Origin of the sequence: Microvirga sp. BSC39 (assembly GCF_000739015.1) — a bacterium.
In the GTDB taxonomy this organism is placed as follows: domain Bacteria; phylum Pseudomonadota; class Alphaproteobacteria; order Rhizobiales; family Beijerinckiaceae; genus Microvirga.
The window spans coordinates 88,678-113,459 of record NZ_JPUG01000052.1 but is presented as its reverse complement, the minus strand read 5'-3'; the positions used below and the strand labels follow the sequence as shown (position 1 = coordinate 113,459).

The 24,782-nt window shown below is 64.3% G+C and carries 23 protein-coding genes; 11 read left to right on the top strand and 12 right to left on the bottom strand.

Going from position 1 to position 24,782, the window contains the following annotated elements:
• Positions 1-37 precede the first annotated feature (37 nt).
• The 4 genes from maiA to dctP all read right to left on the bottom strand — a co-directional run bounded on the left by maiA (position 38) and on the right by dctP (position 3,127).
• Positions 38-664, bottom strand: a complete 627-nt coding sequence (gene maiA / locus MA07_RS07185) for a maleylacetoacetate isomerase (protein WP_036348545.1) — start codon at positions 662-664, stop codon at positions 38-40.
• Positions 661-1,164 carry a MarR family transcriptional regulator gene (locus MA07_RS07180; protein ID WP_081928821.1) on the bottom strand — a complete coding sequence of 168 codons (504 nt, stop codon included), beginning with the start codon at positions 1,162-1,164 and terminating at the stop codon, positions 661-663. Before MA07_RS07180 ends, maiA begins: the two co-directional genes overlap by 4 nt.
• A 104-nt stretch (positions 1,165-1,268) precedes the next feature.
• Positions 1,269-1,802 carry a hypothetical protein gene (locus MA07_RS07175; protein WP_152568763.1) on the bottom strand — a complete coding sequence of 178 codons (534 nt, stop codon included), beginning with the start codon at positions 1,800-1,802 and terminating at the stop codon, positions 1,269-1,271.
• A gap of 236 nt (positions 1,803-2,038) precedes the next feature.
• Positions 2,039-3,127 (bottom strand): TRAP transporter substrate-binding protein DctP, encoded by a 1,089-nt coding sequence (gene dctP, locus MA07_RS07170; RefSeq protein WP_036348652.1) that lies wholly within the window; start codon positions 3,125-3,127, stop codon positions 2,039-2,041.
• A 73-nt stretch (positions 3,128-3,200) separates the two neighbouring features.
• Here dctP and MA07_RS07165 point away from each other — a divergent pair, with 73 nt between their 5' ends.
• Both MA07_RS07165 and MA07_RS07160 read left to right on the top strand, forming a co-directional pair.
• Positions 3,201-4,220, top strand: coding sequence for a fumarylacetoacetate hydrolase family protein (locus MA07_RS07165; RefSeq protein WP_036348543.1), 1,020 nt, complete (start codon positions 3,201-3,203; stop codon positions 4,218-4,220).
• Positions 4,220-4,573 carry a VOC family protein gene (locus MA07_RS07160; RefSeq protein WP_200879334.1) on the top strand — a complete coding sequence of 118 codons (354 nt, stop codon included), beginning with the start codon at positions 4,220-4,222 and terminating at the stop codon, positions 4,571-4,573. Before MA07_RS07165 ends, MA07_RS07160 begins: the two co-directional genes overlap by 1 nt.
• A 61-nt stretch (positions 4,574-4,634) precedes the next feature.
• Here the strand turns inward: MA07_RS07160 and MA07_RS07155 are convergent, their stop codons facing one another.
• Positions 4,635-5,162, bottom strand: a complete 528-nt coding sequence (locus MA07_RS07155) for a DUF4142 domain-containing protein (protein WP_052002912.1) — start codon at positions 5,160-5,162, stop codon at positions 4,635-4,637.
• Between the two features lie 186 nt (positions 5,163-5,348).
• Here MA07_RS07155 and MA07_RS07150 point away from each other — a divergent pair, with 186 nt between their 5' ends.
• Both MA07_RS07150 and MA07_RS07145 read left to right on the top strand, forming a co-directional pair.
• A complete protein-coding gene (locus MA07_RS07150) occupies positions 5,349-6,101 on the top strand; it encodes a tellurite resistance TerB family protein (protein ID WP_036348538.1) in 753 nt (250 codons plus the stop codon).
• 65 nt (positions 6,102-6,166) lie between these two features.
• Positions 6,167-6,382, top strand: a complete 216-nt coding sequence (locus MA07_RS07145) for a dodecin (protein WP_152568765.1) — start codon at positions 6,167-6,169, stop codon at positions 6,380-6,382.
• 50 nt (positions 6,383-6,432) lie between these two features.
• Here MA07_RS07145 and MA07_RS07140 read toward each other — a convergent pair whose 3' ends face one another.
• From MA07_RS07140 to MA07_RS07125, 3 genes are all read right to left on the bottom strand, one after another.
• On the bottom strand, positions 6,433-7,761 hold the full coding sequence (locus MA07_RS07140) for a cadherin domain-containing protein (RefSeq protein ID WP_036348534.1): 1,329 nt from the start codon (positions 7,759-7,761) through the stop codon (positions 6,433-6,435).
• A gap of 452 nt (positions 7,762-8,213) precedes the next feature.
• Entirely contained in the window at positions 8,214-8,546 is a 333-nt protein-coding gene (locus MA07_RS07130; RefSeq protein WP_036348530.1) for a hypothetical protein, read from the bottom strand.
• Positions 8,547-8,724: 178 nt separating this feature from the next.
• The gene (locus tag MA07_RS07125; protein WP_036348529.1) at positions 8,725-10,533 is read right to left on the bottom strand and encodes an ATP-binding cassette domain-containing protein; all 1,809 of its coding nucleotides are present in this window, start codon (positions 10,531-10,533) and stop codon (positions 8,725-8,727) included.
• 112 nt (positions 10,534-10,645) lie between these two features.
• On the opposite strand from MA07_RS07125, the gene MA07_RS27590 reads away from it, so the two are divergent.
• Complete coding sequence (locus MA07_RS27590; RefSeq protein ID WP_052002911.1) at positions 10,646-12,709, top strand: HWE histidine kinase domain-containing protein; 2,064 nt, start codon at positions 10,646-10,648, stop codon at positions 12,707-12,709.
• On the opposite strand, the gene MA07_RS07115 is transcribed toward MA07_RS27590, so the two are convergent.
• The gene (locus MA07_RS07115; protein WP_036348527.1) at positions 12,693-14,120 is read right to left on the bottom strand and encodes a coniferyl aldehyde dehydrogenase; all 1,428 of its coding nucleotides are present in this window, start codon (positions 14,118-14,120) and stop codon (positions 12,693-12,695) included. The genes MA07_RS27590 and MA07_RS07115 overlap by 17 nt on opposite strands.
• Positions 14,121-14,256: 136 nt before the next feature.
• Between MA07_RS07115 and MA07_RS07110 the strand changes: the two genes are divergently transcribed.
• The 3 genes from MA07_RS07110 to MA07_RS07100 are packed head-to-tail and all read left to right on the top strand — an operon-like array spanning position 14,257 to position 18,135.
• Positions 14,257-15,870: an ABC transporter ATP-binding protein gene (locus MA07_RS07110; protein WP_036348525.1), complete on the top strand. Its 1,614-nt coding sequence runs from the start codon at positions 14,257-14,259 to the stop codon at positions 15,868-15,870.
• 49 nt (positions 15,871-15,919) lie between these two features.
• On the top strand, positions 15,920-17,356 hold the full coding sequence (locus tag MA07_RS07105) for an aldehyde dehydrogenase family protein (protein WP_036348641.1): 1,437 nt from the start codon (positions 15,920-15,922) through the stop codon (positions 17,354-17,356).
• 29 nt (positions 17,357-17,385) lie between these two features.
• Positions 17,386-18,135: an SDR family oxidoreductase gene (locus MA07_RS07100; protein ID WP_036348523.1), complete on the top strand. Its 750-nt coding sequence runs from the start codon at positions 17,386-17,388 to the stop codon at positions 18,133-18,135.
• 222 nt (positions 18,136-18,357) lie between these two features.
• Here the strand turns inward: MA07_RS07100 and MA07_RS07095 are convergent, their stop codons facing one another.
• The gene (locus MA07_RS07095) at positions 18,358-18,648 is read right to left on the bottom strand and encodes a DUF2218 domain-containing protein (RefSeq protein ID WP_036348520.1); all 291 of its coding nucleotides are present in this window, start codon (positions 18,646-18,648) and stop codon (positions 18,358-18,360) included.
• A gap of 195 nt (positions 18,649-18,843) precedes the next feature.
• On the opposite strand from MA07_RS07095, the gene MA07_RS07090 reads away from it, so the two are divergent.
• From MA07_RS07090 to MA07_RS07080, 3 genes are all read left to right on the top strand, one after another.
• Positions 18,844-20,325 (top strand): ABC transporter substrate-binding protein, encoded by a 1,482-nt coding sequence (locus MA07_RS07090; RefSeq protein WP_052002910.1) that lies wholly within the window; start codon positions 18,844-18,846, stop codon positions 20,323-20,325.
• 106 nt (positions 20,326-20,431) lie between these two features.
• A complete protein-coding gene (locus tag MA07_RS07085) occupies positions 20,432-21,379 on the top strand; it encodes an ABC transporter permease (RefSeq protein WP_036348515.1) in 948 nt (315 codons plus the stop codon).
• Positions 21,376-22,218, top strand: a complete 843-nt coding sequence (locus tag MA07_RS07080) for an ABC transporter permease (protein WP_052002909.1) — start codon at positions 21,376-21,378, stop codon at positions 22,216-22,218. Before MA07_RS07085 ends, MA07_RS07080 begins: the two co-directional genes overlap by 4 nt.
• A 136-nt stretch (positions 22,219-22,354) precedes the next feature.
• Here the strand turns inward: MA07_RS07080 and MA07_RS07075 are convergent, their stop codons facing one another.
• Positions 22,355-23,353, bottom strand: coding sequence for an LLM class flavin-dependent oxidoreductase (locus tag MA07_RS07075; protein WP_036348512.1), 999 nt, complete (start codon positions 23,351-23,353; stop codon positions 22,355-22,357).
• 167 nt (positions 23,354-23,520) lie between these two features.
• On the bottom strand, positions 23,521-24,609 hold the full coding sequence (locus tag MA07_RS07070) for a TRAP transporter substrate-binding protein (protein ID WP_036348508.1): 1,089 nt from the start codon (positions 24,607-24,609) through the stop codon (positions 23,521-23,523).
• Positions 24,610-24,782: the final 173 nt, after the last annotated feature.

Here is a 24,782-nt window from a genome sequence, read left to right as displayed (position 1 = left end):
ACCAACGCACTCGCCGTCAGGCGGGTGCAATTCTTCGTCAGACAGCGTCGGGCTGGCTGGCCGGCGCGGCGTCCTGGAAGGCCTTGAGCTCGGCGCAGGCTGCATCCACCGCGGCGATCTTCGGATAGGCATCGAGCGGGACATTGAAGCGCCGCGCATTGAATACCTGCGGAACGAGATAGACATCGGCCAGCGTGATCTTGGCCCCGAAGGCGTAAGGCCCCGGCCCAAGCAGCGCCTCGATGGCGTCGAAGCCTTCACGGACCCAATGGGCATACCATTCGTCCGCAGCGGCCTGGTCGTGCCCGAGACGGTTCTTGAGGTAAGCCAGCGTTCCGGAGTTGTTGAGCGGGTGAATATCGCAGGCGATCAGGCTGGCGATGGTCCGGACCTTGGCCCTGTTGAGGGCACCCATCGGCAGCAGCGGCGGCTCCGGATAGGCCTCATCGAGATATTCGAGAATGGCGGGCGACTGGATGAGCGTCGTTCCACCGACGTCGAGGGAGGGCACGCGCATCTGAGGATTGAGCGCTTTGTAACCTGCCTCGCGCTGCTCCCCCTTCAGGAGATTCACGGGCACGGCCTCATGGGAGACGCCCTTGAGGTTGAGCGCAATCCTGACCCGGTAGGCCGCGGATGAACGGAAATACGTGTAGAGCCTCACGTCTCTTCCCCCTCTGCGTCCTGCGGTGCGAGCAATCGCGCTTGTTGGGTGAGTTTGTCGATCAAGGTGGAGAGCGTCTTCTGCTCCTGAGCGGTCAGCACCGACAGGAGGCGCTCCCCGACGGCCAGGGCTTCCGGAGCCACCGCCTCGTAGATCGCCCGTCCTTCCGGCGTCAGGGCGAGCCATTCCTCACGGCGGTCGTCCAGGTTCGGGCGGCGTGTGACGAGCCCGCGCTTCTCGAGCGCCGAAACCGCCCGCGAGACCGTTGACTTGTGCATGACGCCGTCGGGCGCCATGTCCCTGGCCGTCCGGAACTCATACTGGCCCAGCGTCACGATCACACGCCATGCCGGGATCGAGAGACCGTACCGCTCGGCATAAATCTGGGCGAGCGCGCTCGACGTCAGCCCAGCCAGCACATTGAGCCGGTATGGCAGGAACTCCTCCAAGACCACCAGGGGCTCGGCTGTCGGCTTCCTCGCTGCAGATCCACTCGGCATCGCCACTCCGCTCGTTGCCCATGCAACCAATAGCCAGATTCGTTGCACGAGCAACTAGATTTGCCTGACGGAAGGTCAAGCCACCCTGTCCGAATCCGGCGGGATCAGAGTTCGGGCTCGAAGCTCAGCCCATCGCCTATGTGTTCAAGTGTTGGAACTGGCCTCTGCGGCAGTGTCTGCCAACGAACTTTATCGGCATCGCGACTGATGTGACCGGTCGTCCGTTTCACTTTTCGGGTCAGGTAGTTGATGCTGAGAGACGTCGTGTCGCCGCTTCCCCGGTGAGTTGTCTCCCGGTCGTAGCCAATCAGCTCGAAGTGTCCGGATCTGTGACGGAATGTGTGGGTTGTTCTGAAAGTCTCCCACCCTCCCGCGCTCATCCACCAGTTCAGGCGCACCTGAAACCCGTCCCGCACGACGGCAATCCCGATGTCCTTATCGAAGGGATCATCGGCAGCGGGCTCGGTGCGGCGAGGAATAAGGGTATGGTTCTGGAGCTGCAGACTGAACCTGCCTGAAAGCCTCTCACGGAAGGCGATTGCCAGGATCCGAGGATTCGTATCGAACGGCTTCTCGCCAAACCCTTCGAAATTCTCGATCAGATTCGCAGGGTTGTTCTGGCGCAGGACCAGGACCAAGTCGGCACTGCCGTCCCGGTTGAGGTCGCCGGACGCCTGCGCCTCAGGAATCCACCCGGGCGGCACGAAACCTTCAGCTGTTTGGGCCTGCTGTGGCAGGCTGGGGTAAGCGACCTCGGGAATGGTGAGGTCCTGAGCCGCTGCGATCGGAGAAAGCAGAATCGCAGCGGCAACAGCAAGACATGGGAGGATGGCTGTCAGGCAAGAAGCGATCCTCGCCCGACAGCGACTCATGCTTACACCCGCCCGCGGGTGCGGATCATGAAGGTGTCGAAGGCGTATTCGTTAAGCTGCCACCAGGGCAGGACATCGGTGCGATAGGCCACCATGGAATCGTAGACCTTCTTGAAGTTCGCATCCTTGGCGGAGAGCTCCGCATAGAGCTCGTTGGCCGCCTTGAGCGAAGCCTCCATGATCGCCGGGGAGAAGGTACGCAGTTCAGCGCCGGCGCCGACCATGCGGCGCAGGGCCTGGCCGTTCACCGCATCGTACTTGGCGAGCATCCAGTTGTTCGCCGCCTCGCAGGCGTTGGACATGATAGCCTGATAGTGCTTGGGCAGCTCGTTGAACTTCTGCTGGTTGACCACGAGATGCAGCATGGCGCCGCCCTCCCACCAACCGGGGGCGTAGTAGTATTTGGCCACTTTCAGGAAGCCGAGCTTCTCGTCGTCATAGGGTCCGACGAATTCGGCCGCGTCGAGCGTGCCGCGCTCCAGCGCCGGATAGACCTCGCCCGGCGCGATCTGCTGCGGCACCACGCCGAGTTTGGCCAGCACCATGCCCCCGAGGCCGCCGATGCGGAACTTCAGGCCGTTCAGGTCCTCGACAGTGTTGATCTCCTTGCGGAAGAAGCCGCCCATCTGCGTGCCGGAATTGCCGCAGACCAGGGAGGTGCAGTTATACTTCGCCAAAATCTCGTTGATGATCTCCTTGCCGCCTGCAAAGTGCCACCAGGAATGGAGCTGGCGGGCATTGAGACTGAAGGGCAGGCCCGTGCCCATGCCGAGCGCCGGCTCCTTGCCGACCCAGTAATAGGTCGGGGTGTGGGCGCATTCCACCGAGCCGTTCTGCACCGCATCCATGGCCTGGAGGCCGCCGACGATCTCGCCCGGCGCGAAGACCTGGATCTGGAACTTTCCATCGGTCGCGTCCGCCATGTACTTGGCGAAGGTCTGGGCGGTGCCGAAGATGGTGTCGAGGGATTTCGGGAAGCTCGAGGTCAGGCGCCACCGGACTTCCGGCATGCTCTGGGCGATCGCGGGAGCCGCCACCGTGCCGGCAGCGGCAGCGAGGCCGGCGCCTTTCAGAAAGTTTCTTCTCTTGATCGTTGTCATTGGCGTTTCCCCGGAAAGCATTTCGTTGCAAGTTGAGTGGACCATAACAACCCGGTCGGTGGCAATGAAGCTCTCCTCCCTGAATCAAGGCCGTGATGGCCGCCTCGTCGTCGTCTCGAAGGACCTGACCCGCGCGACGGATGCATTTTTCATTGTTCCGACGCTCCAGCAAGCCCTGGACGATTGGGAAAAAGTCGAGCCCCGCCTGCGCGATTTGGCCGAGCAGCTGGAGCACGGCTCGGTTCCGGCCTTCCGCTTTCACGAGCACGACTGCGCTTCGCCCCTGCCCCGCGCCTATCAGTGGGCCGACGGGTCGGCCTACGTGAATCACGTGGAGCTGGTGCGCAAAGCCCGTGGGGCCGAGATGCCCGCCTCGTTCTGGACCGACCCGCTCATGTACCAGGGCGGCTCCGACTCGTTCCTCGGCCCGCGGGTTCCGATCCCGGCCGCCGACGAGGCGCATGGCATCGACTTCGAGGCTGAGGTCGCGGTGATCACCGGCGACGTGCCCATGGGGGCCACACGGGAAGAGGCGGCGGCCGCCATCCGGCTGGTGGTTCTCGTCAACGACGTATCTTTACGCAACCTGATCCCGGGCGAGCTCGCCAAGGGCTTCGGCTTCTTCCAGGCCAAGCCCTCCTCCACCCTCTCGCCGGTGGCGGTCACGCCGGACGAGCTGGGCGAGGCTTGGGATGGCGGCAAGCTGAACCTGCCCCTGCTCTCCACCCTCAACGGCAAGCCCTTCGGCCGGCCCAATGCCGGCGCGGATATGACGTTCGACTTCCCGACCCTGATCGCGCACGCGGCCAGGACCCGGCCGCTGGGCGCAGGCACGGTGATCGGCTCCGGCACCGTCTCCAACAAGGATGAGGGCGGCGGACCGGGCAAGCCCGTCGAGCAAGGAGGCCTGGGCTATTCCTGCCTTGCGGAGCTGCGCACGGTGGAGACGCTCGTCCACGGGGAGGCCAAAACGCCGTTCATGCGCTTCGGCGACACGATCCGCATCGAGATGAAGGACAAGGCAGGCCACTCGATCTTCGGGGCCATCGAGCAGGAGGTTCAGGCCTACCGCAAAGAGGCGTGATGCTGCGCCTGGACCACGTTCAACTGGCTATCCCTGAGGGCGCGGAGGATCGGTGCAGGTGGTTCTATGCCGGCCTGCTCGGCATCGAGGAAGTGCCCAAGCCCCCAGCGCTCGCCAAGCGCGGCGGCCTGTGGCTGGAGAGCGGCTCGGTGCGGATTCACCTCGGGGTCGAGGAGGATTTCCGTCCGGCCGGCAAGGCCCATCCGGCCATTGCGGTCGCCGATCTCGACGCCTTGGCGCGGCTCCTGTCCAAGGCGGGCCATGAACCGGCCTGGGATGATGCCATTCCGGAGGTTCGGCGCTTCTACGTTCAGGATCCGGTCGGCAACCGAATCGAGTTCATGCAGGGCTGAAGCAGCGAACGAAAAAGGCCGCCGGGAAATCCGGCGGCCTCTTCGCAATCGCACTGACGGTTTACATGGCGCGGCCGCCGCCCGCGATGCCCTGCGCATGCTGCAGATGCATCTGCAGGTTCGGCAGGGTCTGGCGGGCGAAGGCTGCCAGCGGAGGAACATCGCCGTTGGACGCATAGGACGAGAACAGGGCCACGGACTCCTGATGGGCCATGACTTGGGCACCCATATAGGCCGAGTCGAAATCGGAGGCGGTCTGGAGCGAGGCCACCATCTGCTGGTGACGCGGGATCATCGCAGGCTGCGGCATCGGCAAGCCGGAACGGCGCAGGACAGCCATCATCCGGCGGGTCGCGAGGTTGTGATCGCGGATCATCTGCCGGGCGAAGCGGCGAACCTCGGGATTACGCGCACGGTCCAAGGCCATACGGCTCGACTCGATCTCCAGGAGATTGGACGAAACCGCCGTCGGAACGAAGACCGATGCGGTGGTAACAGCCATCGGGGCTGGAGCCGACGCCATGGGCGTCATGCAGCCGGCAACGCCGAGTGCCATGGCACCGGCGACAAGGGCGATCTTGAGGTTCATCGCGGGAATTCCCTTCCTGTGCCCGGTCCGAACGGCCGAGCTGACGGCTCCTCAACCATGGAACACCCCCTCAGGTTCCGGTGGCGCTGCCTGAATTCCTAACCGATCGGTGAACGACGCCCGGCGGAACTCTTGGAAATGACCCGCCTTTTCCTGATGCACATCCTCAGCACAGGGAGAAGACCCATGAATCTCGGAAGCATCATCGACGGCCTCACGCGCAGCCAGGGCTCGTTTGTTGGACAGCGGCCGCAGCAAGGCGGCCTTGGCGGAATGCTGGGAGGGTCCGGCGGCTTCGGCTCCCAGATCCCCGGAGGCATGGGCGGGTTGGCGGCGGGGAGCCTTCTATCCCTGATCCTGGGCTCCCGCGGCGGGCGCTCCGCCGGCGGCTCGCTCATGAAGGCGGGCGGCCTTGCGGTGCTCGCGAGCGTCGCGTTCAAGGCATATCAGGACTGGCAGGCCAACCAGGCACCCGGCGCCAGCCGGCCCGGAAGCGTGCCCGCGCAGCCGCCCGCCGGCAGCGGCTTTCACCTCGAGGAGGAGAAGGACAAGAACGGCCATGAGATGGGCCTCGCCCTCGTGCAGGCCATGATTTCGGCGGCGAAGTCCGACGGGCATCTCGACGGCGAGGAAAGCGCCCGGATCCAGGAACAGATCCAGCAGCTCGGCCTCGGCAACGCGGAGAAGGGCTTCCTGCTCGACATGATGGCCAAGCCCGCCGATGCCGGGGCCATCGCGCGCCTGCCCAAGACCAAGGAGCAGGCCGCCGAGCTCTATGTGGCCTCGCGAGTCGCCATCGGCGACGCGGACACGCCGGAGGAGAAGGCCTATCTCGACCGCCTCGTCACGCTCATGGACCTGCCGGCCGATCTGGTCACCCACCTCGATGCGCAGATCGGCGCCGTCCGCCAGACGGTTGCAGGCAGCACGGGAGCCTGATCCAGCCAGGAGGCTCCATGGCCATCCCATGGAGCCTCGTCTCTCCAACACCCATGGAGCGCTTCATGAGCGACCACGTCTACAAGATCGTCGAACTCGTCGGCTCGTCCGAGACCAGCATCGAGGATGCCATCCAGACCGCGATCCGGCGGGCCAGCGGCACCTTGAGAAACCTGCGCTGGTTCGAGGTCATCCAGACCCGCGGCCATGTGGAGAACGGCGAGGTGCGCCATTACCAGGTGGTGCTGAAGGCCGGGTTCACCCTTGAGGCGGATGGGTAGGGTGCGAGGCTGCAGCGAACATCAGGATCGCTGCAGCCGCAATGACGACCTCAGACGACGAAGAAGTCGTGATAGGCGAGCTTCGCCTTGTTGGTCAGGGTGGCAATCTGAATCTGCGCCTTCGATCCCGTTCCGTCCTCATCGTAGTACAGCTTGCCGGTCTTCTTGTCGTAGATGATCCGGTCCTCCGCATCCCTGACCCGCGTGCCTTCCACGAACATGTCGGAGTTGAACTTCTTGGGCCTCGACGCGGTCCCGGAGCCCAGCTTGGTGAAGGTGGCGTTGTCCAGGTAGAAGCTGTCGTCCCTGGAGTTGAAATCGAGCACCTGATCCACGTTGGTGCGCTTGTTCAGGCGCGTGTCGAACACGAAGATGTCCTTGCCGGCACCGCCGGTCAGAACGTCATTGCCCAGGCTGCCATAGAGCGTGTCGGCACCAGCTTCACCTGTGAGGTCACCGCCCCGTGACGTGCCTCGCAGGGCGAATGAGGTGACTTCGACCCTGTTGATCACTGACAGATTCACGGTCGTGGTGGCGACTCCGCCATAAGGATCCGTGGCCTGCACCGTCACGGCGTGCTGGGGGCTGGCCTCGAAGTCGATTGCGCCGGTTATGACCAGGCTGTTGCCGATGATGGTGAAGGCGCTGCTGGAGCCGGGAACCAGCGAATAGGTGATTGTGTCGCCATCAGCATACGTGGCGGACAGTGTCGCGGCGACACTGTTGACGGGCGCATTCTCCACCACGGTGGTGCTGGACAGCACCGGGCCCGTGGGAGCCGCATTGGTGAGAGCCATGTCCTCATCGGCGAATTTCAGAAAGCGGATGTTCTTGATCTGGTCGATCCCGTCCGCCCATCGGGCGCCCTGACCCGTGACCGTCACGACGCCACCGGCGCTCCCGATGATGTAATCCGCACGCTTGCCTGCGAAGACCGCCGTGTCGGTGCCCGCGCCGCCATCGAGCGTATCGTTGCCCGCGTTGCCCTGGAGCGTATCGTTGCCGCCGGCTCCTTCGAGCAGGTTGGCCTCGCTATCGCCCCTGAAATGGTCATTCCCCGCGCGGCCGCGCAGGTTCTCGATGTCGTAGAGAATGTCCCAGCCAGAGCCGGTGTTCTGGCGCTCCCCCTCAAAGGAGAGGTTGACCGTCGCACCTGCAGTATCGGCGAAGACAGCCGTGTCTGTGTCGGTTCCACCAAAGAGCCAATCGTCCCCTAACCCGCCATCAAGCGTGTCGTTGCCCAGCCATGTGAAGATCCTGTTGTCATGCGCATTGCCAACTACCCGATCATCCCCATCACCGGTGTTAACGTCTTCGACATTTCGAAGCGTCAGACCACCGATGCCTGTATCCTGCCAGTTCGTGAGCCTTAGATCCAAGTAAACGCCTGCCGTACCGTCATGGATGGTAAGGGTATCAATACCGTCCCCCGCATCCACGAAGTCATCGAGCCGGTCCCCATCTTGCGCAAGCTCGAAGACCTCTCGCCCCCTGCCGCCGTAAGCGGTGTTTCGCCCCGTTCCAAGGGAAATGCTGCCGCCCTCCCAGAAACCCTCTTGACCAATATAGACATCGTTGCCTTCGCCTAAGGCAATACGTCCTCGGATCGTGCCTGTGTTATATACTGTGTCATGTCCAACGCTCCCCAACACGGCATATTGAAAACTGCCACTGACACGACCAGCCGAAATCAAGCCGGCATTTGTCAGATAGGATGTAGCAAATGGACTCGCTTGTACGAGAGCTACTGCTGCAAAAGAAGTATCGACGGCTCCCGCAGGAACTGAGACCGTTCCGGCATTGACGAAATCAAGATAGAAGCCCTCAAGCCTCACGCCACCCCATAGCCTGTGATCGTGCCTTCATTGCGGAAACTGATCTCTTGCGAAAGGCTTGATCCGAGAGATACCCCAGTCCCGCCACCCGTGACGGTGCCAGATCTGCCGATGAAAACGGCACTCTCGTCTCCTGTCAGGCGGATGCCGTCCCCGGCGGCGGCTACGTCACCGAACACCGTGGCGCTTGTACCAAAGGCAGAACTGAAGATCCCGTTGACCCCTGCCGCAGCCACTCTGATGGCCGTGCCCGTCCCGACGGTGAGAGAGTCCCTTCCCGCCAGAACCTCCCCATCCGTGTCGATGCCAGTGACAAACCTATAAGCCATGATGCCCTCATCGGTGCTGCGAATTGAGGGCGACCATAGGAGACAGCGTAAAGGTCCGCCCCCTCCATCCGGAGGGAGGACACGATTTATCACGCTTCCAGGCTTGTCCGTGCGACAGGTGATCGCTATGCGGCCTATGCGGGCAGCGACCTAGGCATGGCGTAGGCCTTCACCAGCCTTACCCCTCCAACTCCTCCCGCAGCATCTCCAGCTCCAGCCACCGTTCCTCTGCCGCATGCAGCTCCGTCTGCAACTGCGTGAGCGCGTCCATGGCCTTCTGGAAGCGGGCGGGATCGCGTGAGTAAAGCTCCGGATCGGCGAGGATCTCCTGCACCTTGGCGATCTTCGCCTCGATCTCGCTCATGCGCTTCGGCAGGGTCTTGAGATCGTGCTGCTCGTTGAAGGAGAGCTTGCGCTTGTTCTGCGCCTGAGGCGCAGCAGCCGGCTTGTCGGCGCTCTTCGCCTTGACCTCTTTCTCGACGACGCGAGCCTGAACGCCGCGCCCGCGCTGGGCAACCATGTCGGTGTAGCCGCCCGCATATTCGAGCCAGCGCCCCTCTCCTTCCGATACGAGAACGGAGCTCACCGTGCGGTCGAGGAAGTCGCGGTCGTGGCTGACCAGGATCACGGTGCCGGAATAGTCCTGGATCATCTCCTCGAGCAAATCCAGGGTTTCGAGATCAAGGTCGTTGGTGGGCTCGTCGAGCACCAGGAGGTTCGAGGGCTGCGCCAGGGCGCGGGCCAGCATGAGGCGGTTGCGCTCGCCGCCGGAGAGCACGCCCACGGGGGTGCGGGCCTGCTCAGGCGAGAACAGGAAGTCCTTCATGTAGCCGATGACATGCTTGGTCTGGCCGCCGATGGTGACCGTGTCGCCGCGCCCGCCGGTGAGGGTCTCGGCCACGGTGGCGTCCGGGTCGAGGCTCGCGCGGCGCTGGTCGAGAGTGACCATCTGCAGGTTGGAACCCAGGCGCACCCGGCCCTCGTCCGGCTCCTGAACGCCCGTGAGCATGTTGATCAGGGTCGTCTTGCCGGCGCCGTTCGGCCCGATGATGCCGAGCCGATCCCCCCGCAAGACGCGCAGGGACAGGTTCGTCGCGATGGGCCGGTCATAGGCCTTCGAGATGCCTTCGGCCTCGACCACCAGGGTGCCCGACTGCTCGGCCTCCGCCAGGCTCATGTTCACCGTGCCGACGGCGCGGTTGCGGTCCCGGTACTGCTGGCGCATGGCGTGGAGGTTGCCGAGGCGGCGCACGTTGCGCTTGCGCCGGGCGGTCACGCCGTAGCGCAGCCAGTCGGCTTCGGCCACGAGCTTGCGCCCGAGCTTGTGGTGCTCGGCCTCCTCCTGCTCCAGCACCTTATCGCGCCACTCCTCGAAATGAGCGAAGCCCCGGTCCATACGGCGGGTCCGGCCCCGGTCGAGCCAGACGGTCGCCTGGGACAGGCTCTCCAGAAAGCGCCGATCGTGGCTGATGAGCACCATCGCCGAGCGCAGGCTCTTGAGCTCGCCTTCCAGCCATTCGATCACCGGCAGGTCCAGGTGGTTCGTCGGCTCGTCGAGGAGCAGGATGTCCGGCTCGGGCGCCAGCACATGGGCCAGCGCCGCTCGGCGGGCCTCGCCGCCGGAGAGATCCGAAGGCTTTTCCTCCCCGGTCAGCCCCAGCTGCTCCAGCAGATAGCGCGCCCGGTAGGGCTCGTCGCCCGGTCCGAGGCCTGCCTCCACGTAAGCGAGCGTCGAGGGAAAGGCGGAGAGGTCCGGCTCCTGGGCCAGGTAGCGGACGGTCGCGCCCGGCTGCACGAAGCGTTTGCCGCGATCGGCCTCAATCTGCCCTGCGGCGATTTTCAGCAGGGTGGATTTGCCCGAGCCGTTACGGCCCACGAGGCAGGCTCGCTCACCGGGGGAGACGGAGAGTTCCGCGCCCTCGATCAGGGGCGTGCCGCCGAACGTGAGAGCAATATCCTGGAGGGTCAGAAGAGGAGGAAGCGCCATTCCTGCTCCCCTGACACCTCTTGGTCGCAGATGCAAGACACCTGCGTTTTGTTACGGGGTGGACGCTTCGCCGTCTTTATGGTCCCCTAGTGCCGTTAAGCTGAGCGTTTGAATGACACTGACGAGGCGTCTGCTCCTTCTGGCACTGATCTCGGTTCTGCCGGCGATCGTCATCTGGACGTACACTGAAGTCTCCCTGCGCCGGGCTCGCGAGGCGGAGGTGAACGACCTCGCCATCCGGCAGGCTCAGCTGGTAAGCGCCGAACTCGAGAGGATCTTCGACGGCGTCCAGGGCCTTCTGCTCGCCATCGACGAGACGCAGTCCATCCGCAACTTCGACACGCCTGTCTGCAGCCCCTACCTCAAGGCCATTCAGGAGAAGGTGCCCTACATCCTGTCCTTCGTGGCCATGGACATCAGCGGGCACATCCGCTGCCGCCCGACCGGCACCATCGACATCCAGCACTATTATGCGGACAGGCCCTACTTCCACAATGCCCTGGGCCAGAAGGGCTTCGTCGTCGGCGAGTATACCCCAGTCTTCGAGGAAGGCGGACTCGGGCCGCATCCCGTTCTGCCCCTCGCCCTGCCGATCTGGAACGACAGGGGCGACGTGGTCGGTGTGCTGGCCGCAGCTCTCGACCTGAGATGGCTTAGTCAGAAGCTGAAGGAGCGTACCGTGCCGGACAACGGTGCGGTCACCGTTGCCGACAGGAACGGGATCGTTCTCGTGCAGGAGCCCCGGCCCGAGCGCTTGGTGGGCAAGCTGCTGCCGCAGGAATTTTTGGCCCAGGCCAGGGCCGGAGAGACCATCACCGCTCAAAGCACCATTCCCGATGGCATGAAGCGCATCCTCGCCCACGTGCCGCTGCAGCTCCCGCCGCGAGACGTCTACGTCAATGTCGGTTTCTCGACAAAAGCTGCCTTCGCATCCATCAACCAAGCTGCCCAACGCGGCTTCCTGCTGATCACGGCGGCGCTCATCCTAGCATTGTCCCTGTCGGCGCTGCTCAGCCGCGCCTTCATCACCAAGCCCTTCGAGATGGTGACGGACGGCATCCAAGCCTGGCGGCGCGGCGACTACAGGGCGCGGATCATGCTGCCGCGCAAATCCGGTGAATTCAGCATCCTGGCCAAGGCCTTCAACGACCTCATGGACGATGTGGCCGAGCGCCAGCAGGCGCTTCAGCTGAGCGAGGAACGGGCACGTCTCGCTCTCGAAGCAGGCCATATGGGCACCTGGTGGTACGATCCCGACAAGAATGCCGGCGGATGGTCCCCTCAGGCGGCGACCATGATCGGGCTTCCTGAAGCCATGTCGTCGATGAACCCGAAGGATTGGGTGGGCATCCTGCATCCTGAGGATGTGGACCGCGTGATCGACAAATGGCGAACCGCGGTCAAGAACCGAGGCGACTACGAGGATGAGTACCGCATCCGGAAGTCCACCGGTGATATACGCTGGATCAACTCCAAGGGCCGCGTCTTTTTCGACACCCGAAAAAACCCCATCTATTTTGTAGGGATCCTGCAGGACATCACGGAGCAGAAGCACGCGGAGGAGCAGCAGCGCTTCTTCCTGAACGAGCTGAACCATCGGGTGAAGAACACCCTTGCCACCGTGCAGTCCATCGCCTCCCAGACCCTGCGCACGACGGACACACCGGGGCAGTTCAGGGAAGCCTTCGAGGGCAGGCTCCTGGCCCTGTCGAAGACACACAACCTGCTGACGCGGCAGTCCTGGCGTGAGGCGGAGTTGCGCGATGTGGCAGAGCAGGAACTGGCCCCCTACCGCAAGGCCGGTGACGCGCGGGTCGTGCTGGACGGACCGGACGTGAAGCTGCCCGCGCGCTACGCCATCAATCTCGGGCTCGTCCTGCACGAGCTGGTGACGAACGCCGCCAAGTACGGCGCGCTCTCCACCAATGCGGGCCATCTCGAAGTAGCGTGGTCGGTCGTCGAGACCGATGACCGACCGAAGCAGCTCCGCATTCACTGGTCTGAGAGCGGCGGGCCGCCTGTCGCACCGCCCAAGCGCCAGGGCTTCGGCTCGCGCCTGATCCGCCGCAGCATCGAGGGCGAGCTCGGCGGCTACATGGTGCTGAACTTCGCCGAGAGCGGGGTCGCCTACGACATTTCCGTTCCCTTGACCCCACCGGCTAGCGCAGCAGCATAGACAGCAGGCGGTTCATGCGGCTGCCATAGGGCGCCTTCGTCATGCCGGCACCGTTGAACCACGCCTGCCGGAACACCGACCGCGCATGGCTGAAGGTGCGGAAGCCCGCCTCCCCGTGATAGGCTCCCATGCCGCTCGGTCCCACGCCGCCGAAGGGCAGCTCCTCCTGCACGCAATGCAGCAGCGTGTCGTTGATCGCAACGCCGCCGGATTGTGTCCTGGCCAGAATGCGCTTAGTGGTCGCCTTGTCATGGCTGAACAGGTATAGGGCTAAGGGATGCGGGCGCGCGCCGATGAAGCGGCAGGCCTGGTCGACATCGTCATATGCAACGACGGGAAGCACAGGGCCGAAGATCTCCTCCTGCATCGCCTGCGCGTGATCGGGCACATGGGTCAGCACGACGGGCGCGAGCTTGCGCTGCGTGGGGTCCAGCGTCTCGCCGCCCGGATTGATCTCGTGCACGCTGGCGCCGCGCTCCTGCGCATCGGCAATAAGGTGGCGGAGCCGCGCACGATGCCGTTCGCTGATGATGGCCGTGTAATCGGGATTGGCTGCGAGGGTCGGGTACAACTGTGAGACCGCGTCTCGATACGCTGCGATAAAGGCCTCTTCCTTCTCGCGCGGCACGAGCACATAGTCGGGCGCAATGCAGGTCTGGCCGGCATTGAACAGCTTGCCGACGGCGATCCGCTCCGCCGCCTTCTCGACGGGATAATCCGATGCGATGAGCGTGGGCGATTTTCCGCCCAGTTCCAGGGTCACCGGCACGAGATTGTCGGCGGCGGCCTGCATGACCTGGCGCCCGACCTGGGTCGAGCCGGTGAAGAGCAGGTGATCGAACGGTAGATGCGTAAACGCCCGCGCCACATCGGGGCCTCCCTGCACCACAACCACCTCAGACGGATTGAAGACCTCTGCAATCACGTCCTCCATGAGCGCGGATGTGCGTGGCGTGATCTCCGAGGGTTTGATCATGACCCGATTGCCCGCCGCCAGCGCTCCGGCGAGCGGCGAAAGCGCGAGCTGGACCGGATAGTTCCAGGGACTCACGATGCCCACGACACCAAGCGGCTGGTAGAGAATGCGCCCGGTGCCGGGCTGGAACATCCACTGAATCGGCCGACGCCGCGGCTTCATCCATCGGCGGAAATGCCGCCGCGCATGGCGAAGGCTCGCGATCACCGGGTAGAGGTCGGCGAGCTTCGTCTCATGCGGCGAGCGATGCCCGAAATCGGCCGCGATGGCCTCCGCGAAGTCATCGGCACGGCGCACGAGCGCCTCGGCGAGCGAGCCGAGAGCCTCGTCGCGCCGCTCGGGCGACAGGCCACCCTGCTCCGTCCAGGCACGCTTCTGGGCGTTGAAACAGGCCTGCAGCCGGTCTCTGGCCGGATTGGGAACGGCGTCGTGCACGGATCAAAGGCTCCTCTGGCTCCACGCCATGATATGGCGGAGGAAACATCATTCTCAACACGGCATCGCCCGGGATGGATTGACGGAGCGTGCAGGATCGCAAGGATAGCCCTTTGACCCGTCCCGCAGGAGAACAATGGTGAGCAGCCCCTCCCCCGTGCTGTCGATCGAGAACCTCTCCATCGGCCTGCCGGCCCTGGCCGATCGCCAGCATGCGATCAGGAACCTGTCGCTGTCCATCAATCCAGGCGAAACCCTCTGTGTGGTAGGAGAATCTGGCTCCGGCAAGTCCATGACAGCGATGGCAACGATCGGCCTGCTGCCCGGGGGAGTCGAGGTTCTGTCCGGCACGATCAAGCTTGCAGGGCGCGATCTCCTGACCCTCGACGAGGCCGGCTGGTGCGATGTTCGCGGCCGCGAGGTCGGAACGGTGTTTCAGGAACCGATGACCTCGCTCAACCCGGTGATGCGGGTGGCGGACCAGATCGCCGAGACCTTCCGGGCCCATGGGTTGCACAGTACTGGAGAGCGGGACAGGCGCGTGCTCGACCTCCTCACGGAAGTGCATCTGCCTCATCCGGAACTGATCGCGAAAGCCTATCCGCACGAACTCTCCGGCGGCCAGCGCCAGCGGGTGATGATCGCCATGGCGCTCGCCCTCGAGCCGAAGCTCCTCATCGCCGACGAGCCGACCACGGCGCTTGATGTCACGACACAGGCCCAGGTGCTCAAGCTTATCGACAACCTTCGTCGCAAAATGGGCACGGCGGTGCTGTTCATCACTCACGATTTCGGCGTAGTGGCCGAGATCGCCGACCGGGTTGCTGTGCTGCAGCAGGGTGAACTGGTCGAAGAGGGAACGGTCGAAGAGGTGCTCACCCGCCCGCAGCATGCCTACACCAAGCGCCTGCTGGCCGCCGTTCCCTCGCTAACGCCTCCGGCCCCCAAACAGCTTACCGGCGAGCCCATTGCGATGAGGGTCGACGGTTTGACGAAAACCTATGGCGGCCGCGGCTTCTTCCGCAAAAGCCGCGAGGTTCAGGCAGCCGACGCAGTGAGCTTCGACATCCGTCGCGGCGAAACGCTCGGACTCGTGGGCGAATCCGGCTCCGGCAAATCGACAGTCGGGCGCTGCGTGCTGCGGCTGATCGAGCCTGATGGCGGAGCCATCACCATCGGCGACCTCTCGTTCGGAGCCCTGTCTCAGCGCGACCTGCGGCCCCACCGCCGCAAGATCCAGATGGTGTTTCAGGATCCCTTCGCCTCCCTCAACCCGCGTCGCACCGTCGGGCGCATCATTGCCGAGGGGCCGGTCACGCAGGGAACGGATCCTGCCAAGGCTCTCGACGATGCACGCATCCTGCTGGAGAAGGTCGGGCTCCCCGCTCAAGCTATCGAGCGCTATCCGCACGAGTTCTCCGGCGGCCAGCGCCAGCGCATCGGCATCGCCCGCGCGCTCGCCATGAGGCCCGACGTGCTGGTGGCGGACGAGGCCGTTTCGGCCCTCGATGTCTCCGTGCAGGCGGAAATTCTGAAGCTCCTGAAAAGCCTGCAAGAAGAGTTCGGCCTTGCCATTCTGTTCATCACCCACGACTTGAGGGTTGCCGCCCAGATCTGCGACCGCGTGGCTGTTATGCAAAAAGGTCGGATTGTGGAAATGGCCGAAACCGCGCAACTCTTCGCGCATCCGCGGGACGCCTATACCCGCCAGCTCCTGGCTGCCGTGCCGGGCATGCATACAATGTTTTAGGGAGACGACACCCGTGAACGATCAGGTCAGCGCGACGGTCGCGCCCAACATGGTGTTTCAGAATTTCATTGGCGGGCGCGATCGCCCTGCCTCCGACGGCATGACGCTCGATGTGTTCTCGCCCGTGGACGGCACGCTCTTCGCCCGCATTACCTCCGGCACGGCGGACGATATCGACGACGCTGTGAAAGCTGCCCGCGAAGCACTCGAAGGCGCCTGGGGCAAGCTGACGGCAACGGAGCGCGGACGCCTGCTGATGAAGCTCGCAACCGCCGTCGAAGCGCATGCGGACGAACTCGCGCTCCTGGAAAGCCGCGACAACGGCAAGCCCCTGCGCCAGTCCCGTGCCGATGCGATTGCGCTCGCCCGCTATTTCGAATTCTACGGCAGCGCCGCCGACAAGCTGCACGGCGACGTCGTTCCCTATCTCAACACCCACTTCATTGGGGTCGAGCGGGTGCCGCACGGAGTGACCGGGCATATCGTGCCCTGGAACTACCCGATGCAGATCTTCGGCCGCTCGGTCGGCGCGGCGCTTGCTGCCGGCAACGCCACAGTGGTGAAGCCTGCAGAGGACGCCTCACTGACGATCCTGCGCGTGTCGGCGCTCGCCCGCGAGGTCGGCTTTCCGGCTGGCGCGCTCAACGTGGTGACAGGCCTCGGCCGCACGGCAGGCGCGGCGCTCGCCGGCCATCCGGGCATCGACTTCCTGTCCTTCACCGGCAGCCCTGAGACCGGTACGGCGGTCCAGGTGGCAGCGGCGCAGAACCATGTGGGCGTGACCCTCGAACTCGGCGGCAAGTCGGCCCAGGTGGTGTTCGACGATGCGGATCTCGAACGCGCGCTGCCTACCCTGGTCAATGCGATCATCCAGAACGGCGGCCAGACCTGCTCGGCCGGCAGCCGCCTGCTGATCCAGCGCGGCATCTTCCAGGACGTAGTCGACGCGGTGGCCGAGCGTTTCCGGACCTTGCGCGCCGGCCATCCAGAGCACGAGCCCGATCTCGGCCCCATGATCAACCAGGCGCAGCAGCGCCGCGTCTTGGGCTACCTGGAGCGCGGCCGCAACGAGGGCCTCACCATCGTGGGCGAAGGCGTGGTGGCGCTCGACGCGCCTCCCGGGGGCTATTACGTGGCGCCCACCTTTCTCGCACCCGTTCCACACGAGAGTATCTTGACCCAGGAAGAGGTCTTCGGACCTGTTCTGGTAGCAACACCATTCGAGGACGAGGCGGAGGCGATCCGGCTCGCGAACGGCACGCAATACGGCCTTGCGGCAGGCGTCTGGAGCCGGGACGGGATGCGCTCCACCCGCGTTGCCCGCGCCATGCGGGCCGGCCAAGTCTTCGTGAACTGCTACGGGGCCGGCGGCGGCATCGAGCTGCCCTTCGGCGGCTTCGGTCGCTCAGGCCACGGCCGAGAGAAGGGTTTTGAGGGCCTGATCGAGTTCACCACGACCCGAACGCTCGTCATCGCACACGGATAATTCAACTCGTTTCAATCAGGGGAAGAACCATGAATCGCCTCGAAGGCAAGGTGGCGCTGGTCACGGGCGCCGGCTCCGGCTTCGGCTTGGGCATCGCCGAAACATTCGCACGCGAGGGCGCCAAGGTCGCCATCATCGACATCAACGAGGCGGCGGCCAGGAGCGCGGCGGAGACAATCGGCCCTTCCGCCATCGGAGTGGCCGCCGACGTATCGAAGGCTGCCGACGTGAACGCCGCGGTCGAGAAGATCGTGTCCACCTTCGGCAAGCTCGATATCGTGGTCAACAATGCCGGTATCAGCCATCGCAACCGGCCGATGCTCGAAGTCGATGAGGACGAGTTCGACCGGGTCTTCGCGGTGAACGTGAAGTCGATCTATCTCTTCGCCAAAGCCGCGGTGCCGCTGATGCAGGGCCAGGGCAGCGGCGTGATCATCAATGTGGGCTCGACCGCAGGCCTGCGCCCGCGCCCCGGTCTCACCTGGTACAACAGCACCAAGGGCGCCGTGCACACCATGACCAAGTCTATGGCCGTGGAACTCGCCCCCAGCAGGATCCGCGTCTGCGCTCTGGCCCCCGTTGCCGGAGAAACGCCGCTGCTCGCCACCTTCATGGGCGAGGACACGCCCCAGAAGCGAGAGCAATTCGTCAACTCGATACCGCTCGGCCGCTTCTCGACCCCGCAGGACATCGCCAATGCGGCGCTCTACCTCGCCTCCGACGAGGCCAGCATGATCACCGGCGTGGTGCTGGAGGTCGATGGCGGGCGGTGCATCTGAGACCGGCAATATCCTCCACGTCATCACCGGCTATGTGCCGGTGATCTCGATATGGTTGCACGCCAATGCTGATCGGGATGGCCGGGACAAGCCCGGCCATGACGGTGAAGGGTGCCATTCCCGGCCGGAGCGAAGCGGAGGGGAAGGGAATCCATGGCGCGGAGCCTGATCGTGGATCCCCTTCCCTCGCCTGCGGCTCGCCGGGGATGACAAGAACCAGCTCTATTGTTCCTTCGACCACGCGAAAGGCAGCGGCGCCTCTTTGAAGGCAAACCTATCGAGATGCGAGGCGACGACGCCCTTCATTCGCTGGAGGGTCTCGTCGTCGGACGCCTCGACCGCGACCGTCAGGGCTTCGGCATCGGCCGTCATGGTGGCGACGGCGTTCGGGAAGCGCACGATCCCTTCGTTGTCGGAGAGTTGAACGTCCAGCTTGTGGCTCCAGTGCTTGCAGAGCTGCTGGAGGTATCTCGCCCCGTACGTGGTGGGCACCCGTGCCGTTTCAACAGCCATGTCAAAGCCTTTCCCTGCCGCCGAAGCCATTTGAAACAGCCGGCTCCGCGGCTATGTCCGTTATGCTGCTTAGGCTCCCGGCAGACGGAAGTTAAGTGAACAATCGGTAATGACGCTCTTCCATCCGGCGCCATCCTGCGTAAGCTGGGCGCATCGCGACCTGTCGCAGCCTATACCGGATGGAGTTCAAGCCTGATGACGAAGCGCCTCCTGACTGCCGCCCTCCTTCTCTCCGTCAGCGCCCTTCCGGCCCTTGCCGCTAAGACCTCCCTGGTGGTGGGCATGCCCATTGAGCCGCCGGGCCTCGACCCGACGATTGCGGCCCCTGTCGCCATCCGCGAGGTCACCTGGGCCAACCTGTACGAAGGCCTCGTGCGCATCGACCGGGCCGGCAAGGTTCAGCCCCTGCTTGCGAAAAGCTGGGAGGTCTCGCCCGACGGTCTGACCTACACCTTCCGCCTGCGGGAGGGGGTGAAGTTCCATGACGGCTCGACCTTCGACTCGGCGGATGTGAAATTCGCCTTCGACCGCGCCCGCGATCCGAAATCCACCAATGCGCAGAAGCAGATCTTCGCGCCCATCGATTCCATCGAGACGCCCGATCCCGCCACCGTGGTGATCAAGCTGAAGGAAACCTCTGGCAACTTCCTCTACTATCTCGGCTGGGGCGACGCGGTGATCGTGGCGCCGGAGACGGCGGCTAACAACACGGCCAATCCCGTCGGCACCGGGCCGTTCAAGTTCAAGTCCTGGACCCGCGGCGACCGGGTGGAACTGACGAAGAACCCCGATTACTGGCAGAAGGACAAGGTGAAGCTGGAGAGCGTCACCTTCCGGTTCATCAGCGATGCGCAGGCGCAGGTCGCGGCCCTGCGCGCGGGCGATGTGGATGCGTTCCCGAACCTCGGCGCGCCCGAGCTCTTCGCCGAGTTCCAGAAGGACAACCGCTTCAAGGCGGTGGCCGGCAACACGGAAGGCGAGACCGTCGCGGGCCTCAACAGCGCCAAGAAGCCCTTCGACGACGTGCGCGTGCGCCGCGCGCTCATGCATGCGGTCGACCGCAAGGCGCTGATCGAGGGCGCCTATTCCGGCTTCGGCCAACCCATCGGCAGCTTCTTCTCGCCGAACAACCCGGCGTTCGTGGATACCACGAATGTGGTCCCCTACGATGTGGAAAAGGCCAAGGCGCTGCTGAAGGAGGCGGGCCACGGCAATGGTCTGTCGATCACCATCAAGTCGCCCCAGATGGCCTATGCCAGCCGCTCGGCGGAGCTGCTCTCTGCCATGATGGCGGAAGTCGGCGTCGACCTGAAGATCGTCCCCACCGAGTTCCCGGCCAAGTGGATCGAGGAAGTCTTCAAGAACAAGGATTACGACGTCACCATCGTGTCCCACACGGAGCCGCTCGACATCGAGATCTTCGCCCGCGACAGCTACTACTTCAATTACAAGAACGACAAGTTCAAGGCGCTGATCGCCGAAGCCGCCAAGACGACGGACGAGAAGGCGCGCTTCGCCAAATATGCGGAAGCGCAGAAGATCCTCGCCGAGGACGTGCCTGCCCTCTTCCTGTTCCAGCTACCGAAGCTCGGCGTATGGAACGCGAAGGTGCAGGGCCTGTGGGAGAACTCGCCGATTCCGTCTAACGACGTGACGGAAGTATCCTGGACGGAGTGATCTGACGTCACAATTGCAAGCCCCGCGGCGAATGCAGGTTTGCACGCGCCGTGGGGATGCTGTTTGCTGAATAGATCGATCCTCCAAGGATAGGCTGCTCGCGCCCGTGCTGCGTCTCGTCATTACCCGTCTGGCCTCCCTGGCCGTGACACTCCTGTTCGTGTCACTCGCAATCTTTATCATCCTGGAAGTGCTGCCCGGTGATCCGGCCGCCATCATGCTCGGCACCGCCGCGCGGGAGGATACGCTGGCCGCGCTGCGGCAGGAGCTCGGGCTCGATCAGCCGGCGCTCCTACGCTACCTGCACTGGGTCGGCGGAATCCTGCAGGGCGATCTCGGCACCTCGATCACTTACAAGATGCCGGTCTCGACGCTGGTCGCCGAGCGTATGAACGTGACGCTGCCGCTGAGCCTGCTCGCTATTCTGATTTCGACGGCGCTCGCCCTGCCGCTCGGCGTGGCAGCCGCCGCCCGGCGTGATGGACCGGTGGATCGGGCCGTGCTGGTTTTCAGTCAGCTGGGCGTCGCGGTGCCGAACTTCTGGATAGGCCTCCTGTTCATTCTGTTCTTTTCCACTTGGCTCGGCTGGTTTCCGGCCGGCGGCTTTCCCGGCTGGAGCGCCGGTATCGGCCCTGCCCTGCAGGCCCTGCTGCTGCCGGCCGTAGCCCTCGCCCTGCCCCAGGCCGCGGTGCTCACCCGCGTCACGCGTTCGGCAACCCTTGAGGTAATCGGGGCCGATTTCGTGCGCACTGCCCGTGCCAAGGGCGTCGACAAGGGATCGACGCTTCGTCGGCACGTGGTGCCGAACGCGCTCATTCCCGTAACCACGATCCTCGGATTGCAGCTGTCCTTCTTCTTCGGCGGCGCGATCCTGGTGGAGAACGTGTTCAACCTGCCCGGCCTTGGGAGGCTGGCCTATCAGGCGCTCAACCAACGCGACCTCGTGGTGATCAAGGACATCGTGCTGATCTTTTCCGGATTGGTGATCGTGGTGAACTTCCTCGTCGATATCGGCTACGCCATCCTCGATCCGCGCCTGAGGAGCCGGTCATGACGAAGCGCTCCCGCATTCCGCTGAACTCCGCCCTCGTGGTCGGCGGCATTCTGACGGTGCTGCTGATCGCCACCGCCCTCGTATCCCTGGTCTGGACGCCGGAGGTGCCCACCCGGGTGCGCGTGGCCATGCGGCTGAAAGGCCCCGGCGAGCTCGGCCTTCTCGGGACGGATCATTTCGGCCGCGACGTCGCCTCGCTCTTGATGGTCGGAGCCTGGAACTCGCTCGCCATCGCATGGCCGGCCGTTCTGCTGGGAGCCGCCATCGGCACCGCCATCGGCTGCGCGGCGGCGGCGTGGAAGGGCATTGCGGACGAGATCGCCATGCGCGTGTCCGACGTGGTCTTCGCCTTTCCGGCGGTGCTCTCCGCCATCATGATCGGTGCGCTCGTGGGCTCCGGACCGCTCGCGGCCATTCTGGCGATCGCGGTGTTCAATATTCCGGTCTTCGCCCGCGTCACGCGCGGCGTCGCGCTTCAGGTCTGGACCCTCGACTACATTGCGGCGGCACGTGCCATCGGCAAGCATCCGCTGCGGATCACCTGGGAAGACGTGATGCCCAACATCGCGGGTGCGCTGATCGTGCAGGTGACGATCCAGCTTGCGCTCGCGATCCTGACCGAAGCCGGCCTGAGCTACCTGGGCTTGGGCGTGCGCCCGCCGAACCCAAGCTGGGGACGGATGCTCAGCGATGCGCAGACCTATCTCTCGCAGGCGCCGCATCTTGCCATCGCGCCCGGCATCGCCATCGCGCTCTCGGTGCTGGGTTTGAACCTCTTGGGCGACGGGCTACGTGATGCGCTCGATCCGACGCTGAAAGGCAGAGGCGCGCCTGCTTAGAAGCTTGATGTTTTCTACGCCCACACACGTCATCACCGGCCTTATGCCGGTGATATCAATCCATGAGCCACAGCACTTCTCGAGTCAAAATGGCCGGGACAAGCCCGGCCATGACAGGATGAGTTTGCTAGATGCTCTAAGCGGCTTTACTCATGTCCTTCTGCACATCGGCAAGGATCTCATACGAGCGCAACCGCTTCCCATGATCGTAGATCGCCGAGGCGACGATGAGTTCGTCCGCGCCGGTCTCCGCGATGAAGCCTTCCAGCCCTTCCCGCACGGTCTTCGCAGATCCGACGAAGGAGCATGAGAGCATGCTCATGGCCTGCGCCTTCTCATGCGGCGTCCAGTAGCTCTCGATATCATCGATGGGCGGCTGGAGCTTGCCGCGGGTGCCGCGGAACATATTGGTGAAGGCCTGCTGCGCGGAGGTGAAGAGACGCCTCGCCTCCTCATCCGTGTCGGCTGCAATCACATTGACCCCGACCATCGCATAGGGGCGGTCGAGCTGGGCGGAGGGCTGGAGGCGTTCGCGGTAAACATGGAGCGCCTGCATCAGGGCACCCGGCGCGAAATGAGACGCGAAGGCGTAAGGCAACCCCAGCATGGCCGCGAGCTGCGCGCCGAACAGGCTGGAGCCGAGGATCCAGAGCGGCACGTTGGAACCTGCGCCCGGCACCGCCTGGATTACCTGATCCGGTTGCACGGGTCCGAGCAGCGCCTGCAGCTCCAGCACGTCCTGCGGAAAGGTGTCGGCGGCGGTTGGGTCGCGGCGCAGGGCCCGCAAAGTCCGCTGGTCGGTGCCAGGTGCGCGGCCGACGCCGAGATCGATACGGCCCGGATAGAGAGCATCGAGGGTGCCGAACTGCTCGGCAATCACGAGGGGCGAATGGTTCGGCAGCATGATGCCGCCAGCGCCGACGCGGATCGTCCGGGTGCCTCCTGCCACATGGCCGATCGCCACGCTCGTCGCGGCGCTGGCGATGCCGACCATATTGTGGTGCTCGGCGAGCCAGAACCGGGTGTAGCCCCATTTTTCGGCGTGCTGCGCCAGATCGAGGGAATTGCGCAGGGCATCCGACGGGGTGAAGCCTTCGGGAACATGCGCGAGATCGAGAATGGAGAAGGGAGGCATGGACAATCCTTCTGGTGCGGTTCAAGGCCGAACGAGGGTGATCATGAGATCATCATTCAGGGCCTCGGATGCAACCCGCCGAGCCTCCCGCTTAGGGCGCACCAGCCCTGCAAGCAAAAACCCGGCGCTTGGGGCGCCGGGTTCGCAATGCCTTGGTCGTTCAGAGATCAGCCGCGGGTGCGGGCGCGGATCATGTAGCTGTCGAAGGCGTATTCGGCCACTTGGAACCAGAGGTATTCCTCGTTGCGGAAGGCGCGGAGCGAGTCGATCAGCTTCTTGAAGTCCGCATTCTGTGCGGAGATCTCCGCATAGACCTCGTTGGTCGCCTTGAAGGCGGCGTCCAGGATCTCCTGCGAGAACGGGCGCAGCTGCGCGCCGGCGCCGACGAGGCTGCGGAGCGCGGCCGGGTTCTTGGCGTCGTACTTGGCCAGCATGTCCTGGTTCGCCGCCATGGCGGCGGATTCCACGATGGCCTTGTAGTGCTTCGGCAGAGACTCCCACTTCTCCTTGTTGAACAGGAAGTGGAGCGTCAGGCCGCCTTCCCAGAAGCCCGGATAATAGTAGTACGGCGCGACCTTCTGGAAGCCGAGCTTTTCGTCGTCGTACGGCCCGATCCACTCGGCGGCGTCGATGGTGCCGCGCTCCAGCGACGGATAGATGTCACCGCCAGCCACCTGCTGCGGAATTACCCCGAGCTTCGCCATCACCTGACCGGCGATGCCGGCGATGCGCATCTTCAGGCCCTTCAGGTCCTCGACGGTCTTGATCTCCTTGCGGAACCAGCCGCCCATCTGGGTGCCGGTGTTGCCGCCCGGAAGCGCATGGAGGTTGTGCTTGGCCATGAACTCGTTCACGAGCCCGATGCCGCCGCCGTGATACTGCCAGGCATTGAGCTGGCGGGCGTTCAGCGTGAACGGCACGGCCGCGGCGGCCGCGAAGGTCGGGTCCTTGCCCACATAGTAGTAGGCCGCCGTGTGGGCCATCTCGACCGTGCCGGAGCTGACGGCGTCAGCGGCCTGGAAGGTGCCGACGATCTCGCCTGCGGAGAAGGGCTGGATCTGGAACTTGCCCTCGGTCGCCTCGGACACGTACTTCGCCAGGAAGTCGGCGCCGCCGTAAATGGTATCCAGGGACCTCGGAAAGCCCGAGGTCAGACGCCAGCGGATTTCCGGATTGGATTGGGCGATAGCCGGCTTGGCGATGGCACCGGCTGCAAGGCCTACACCGGCGGTGCTAAGAAAATTGCGGCGTTTCATGATTGCCTACTCCTGTTCGGGGGCATGTCGCGCTTTAACGGAGGCCCGGTACAAGGGATTGGTGACGCTCAGTAAAGTTAGACTAAAGTTCTAAGTTGGCTGTCCCAGGCGAGGCGGCTTCCGGCGAGCCAATCAACGCCATCCGCGATGGTTCCGAACTAACTTATTGACCA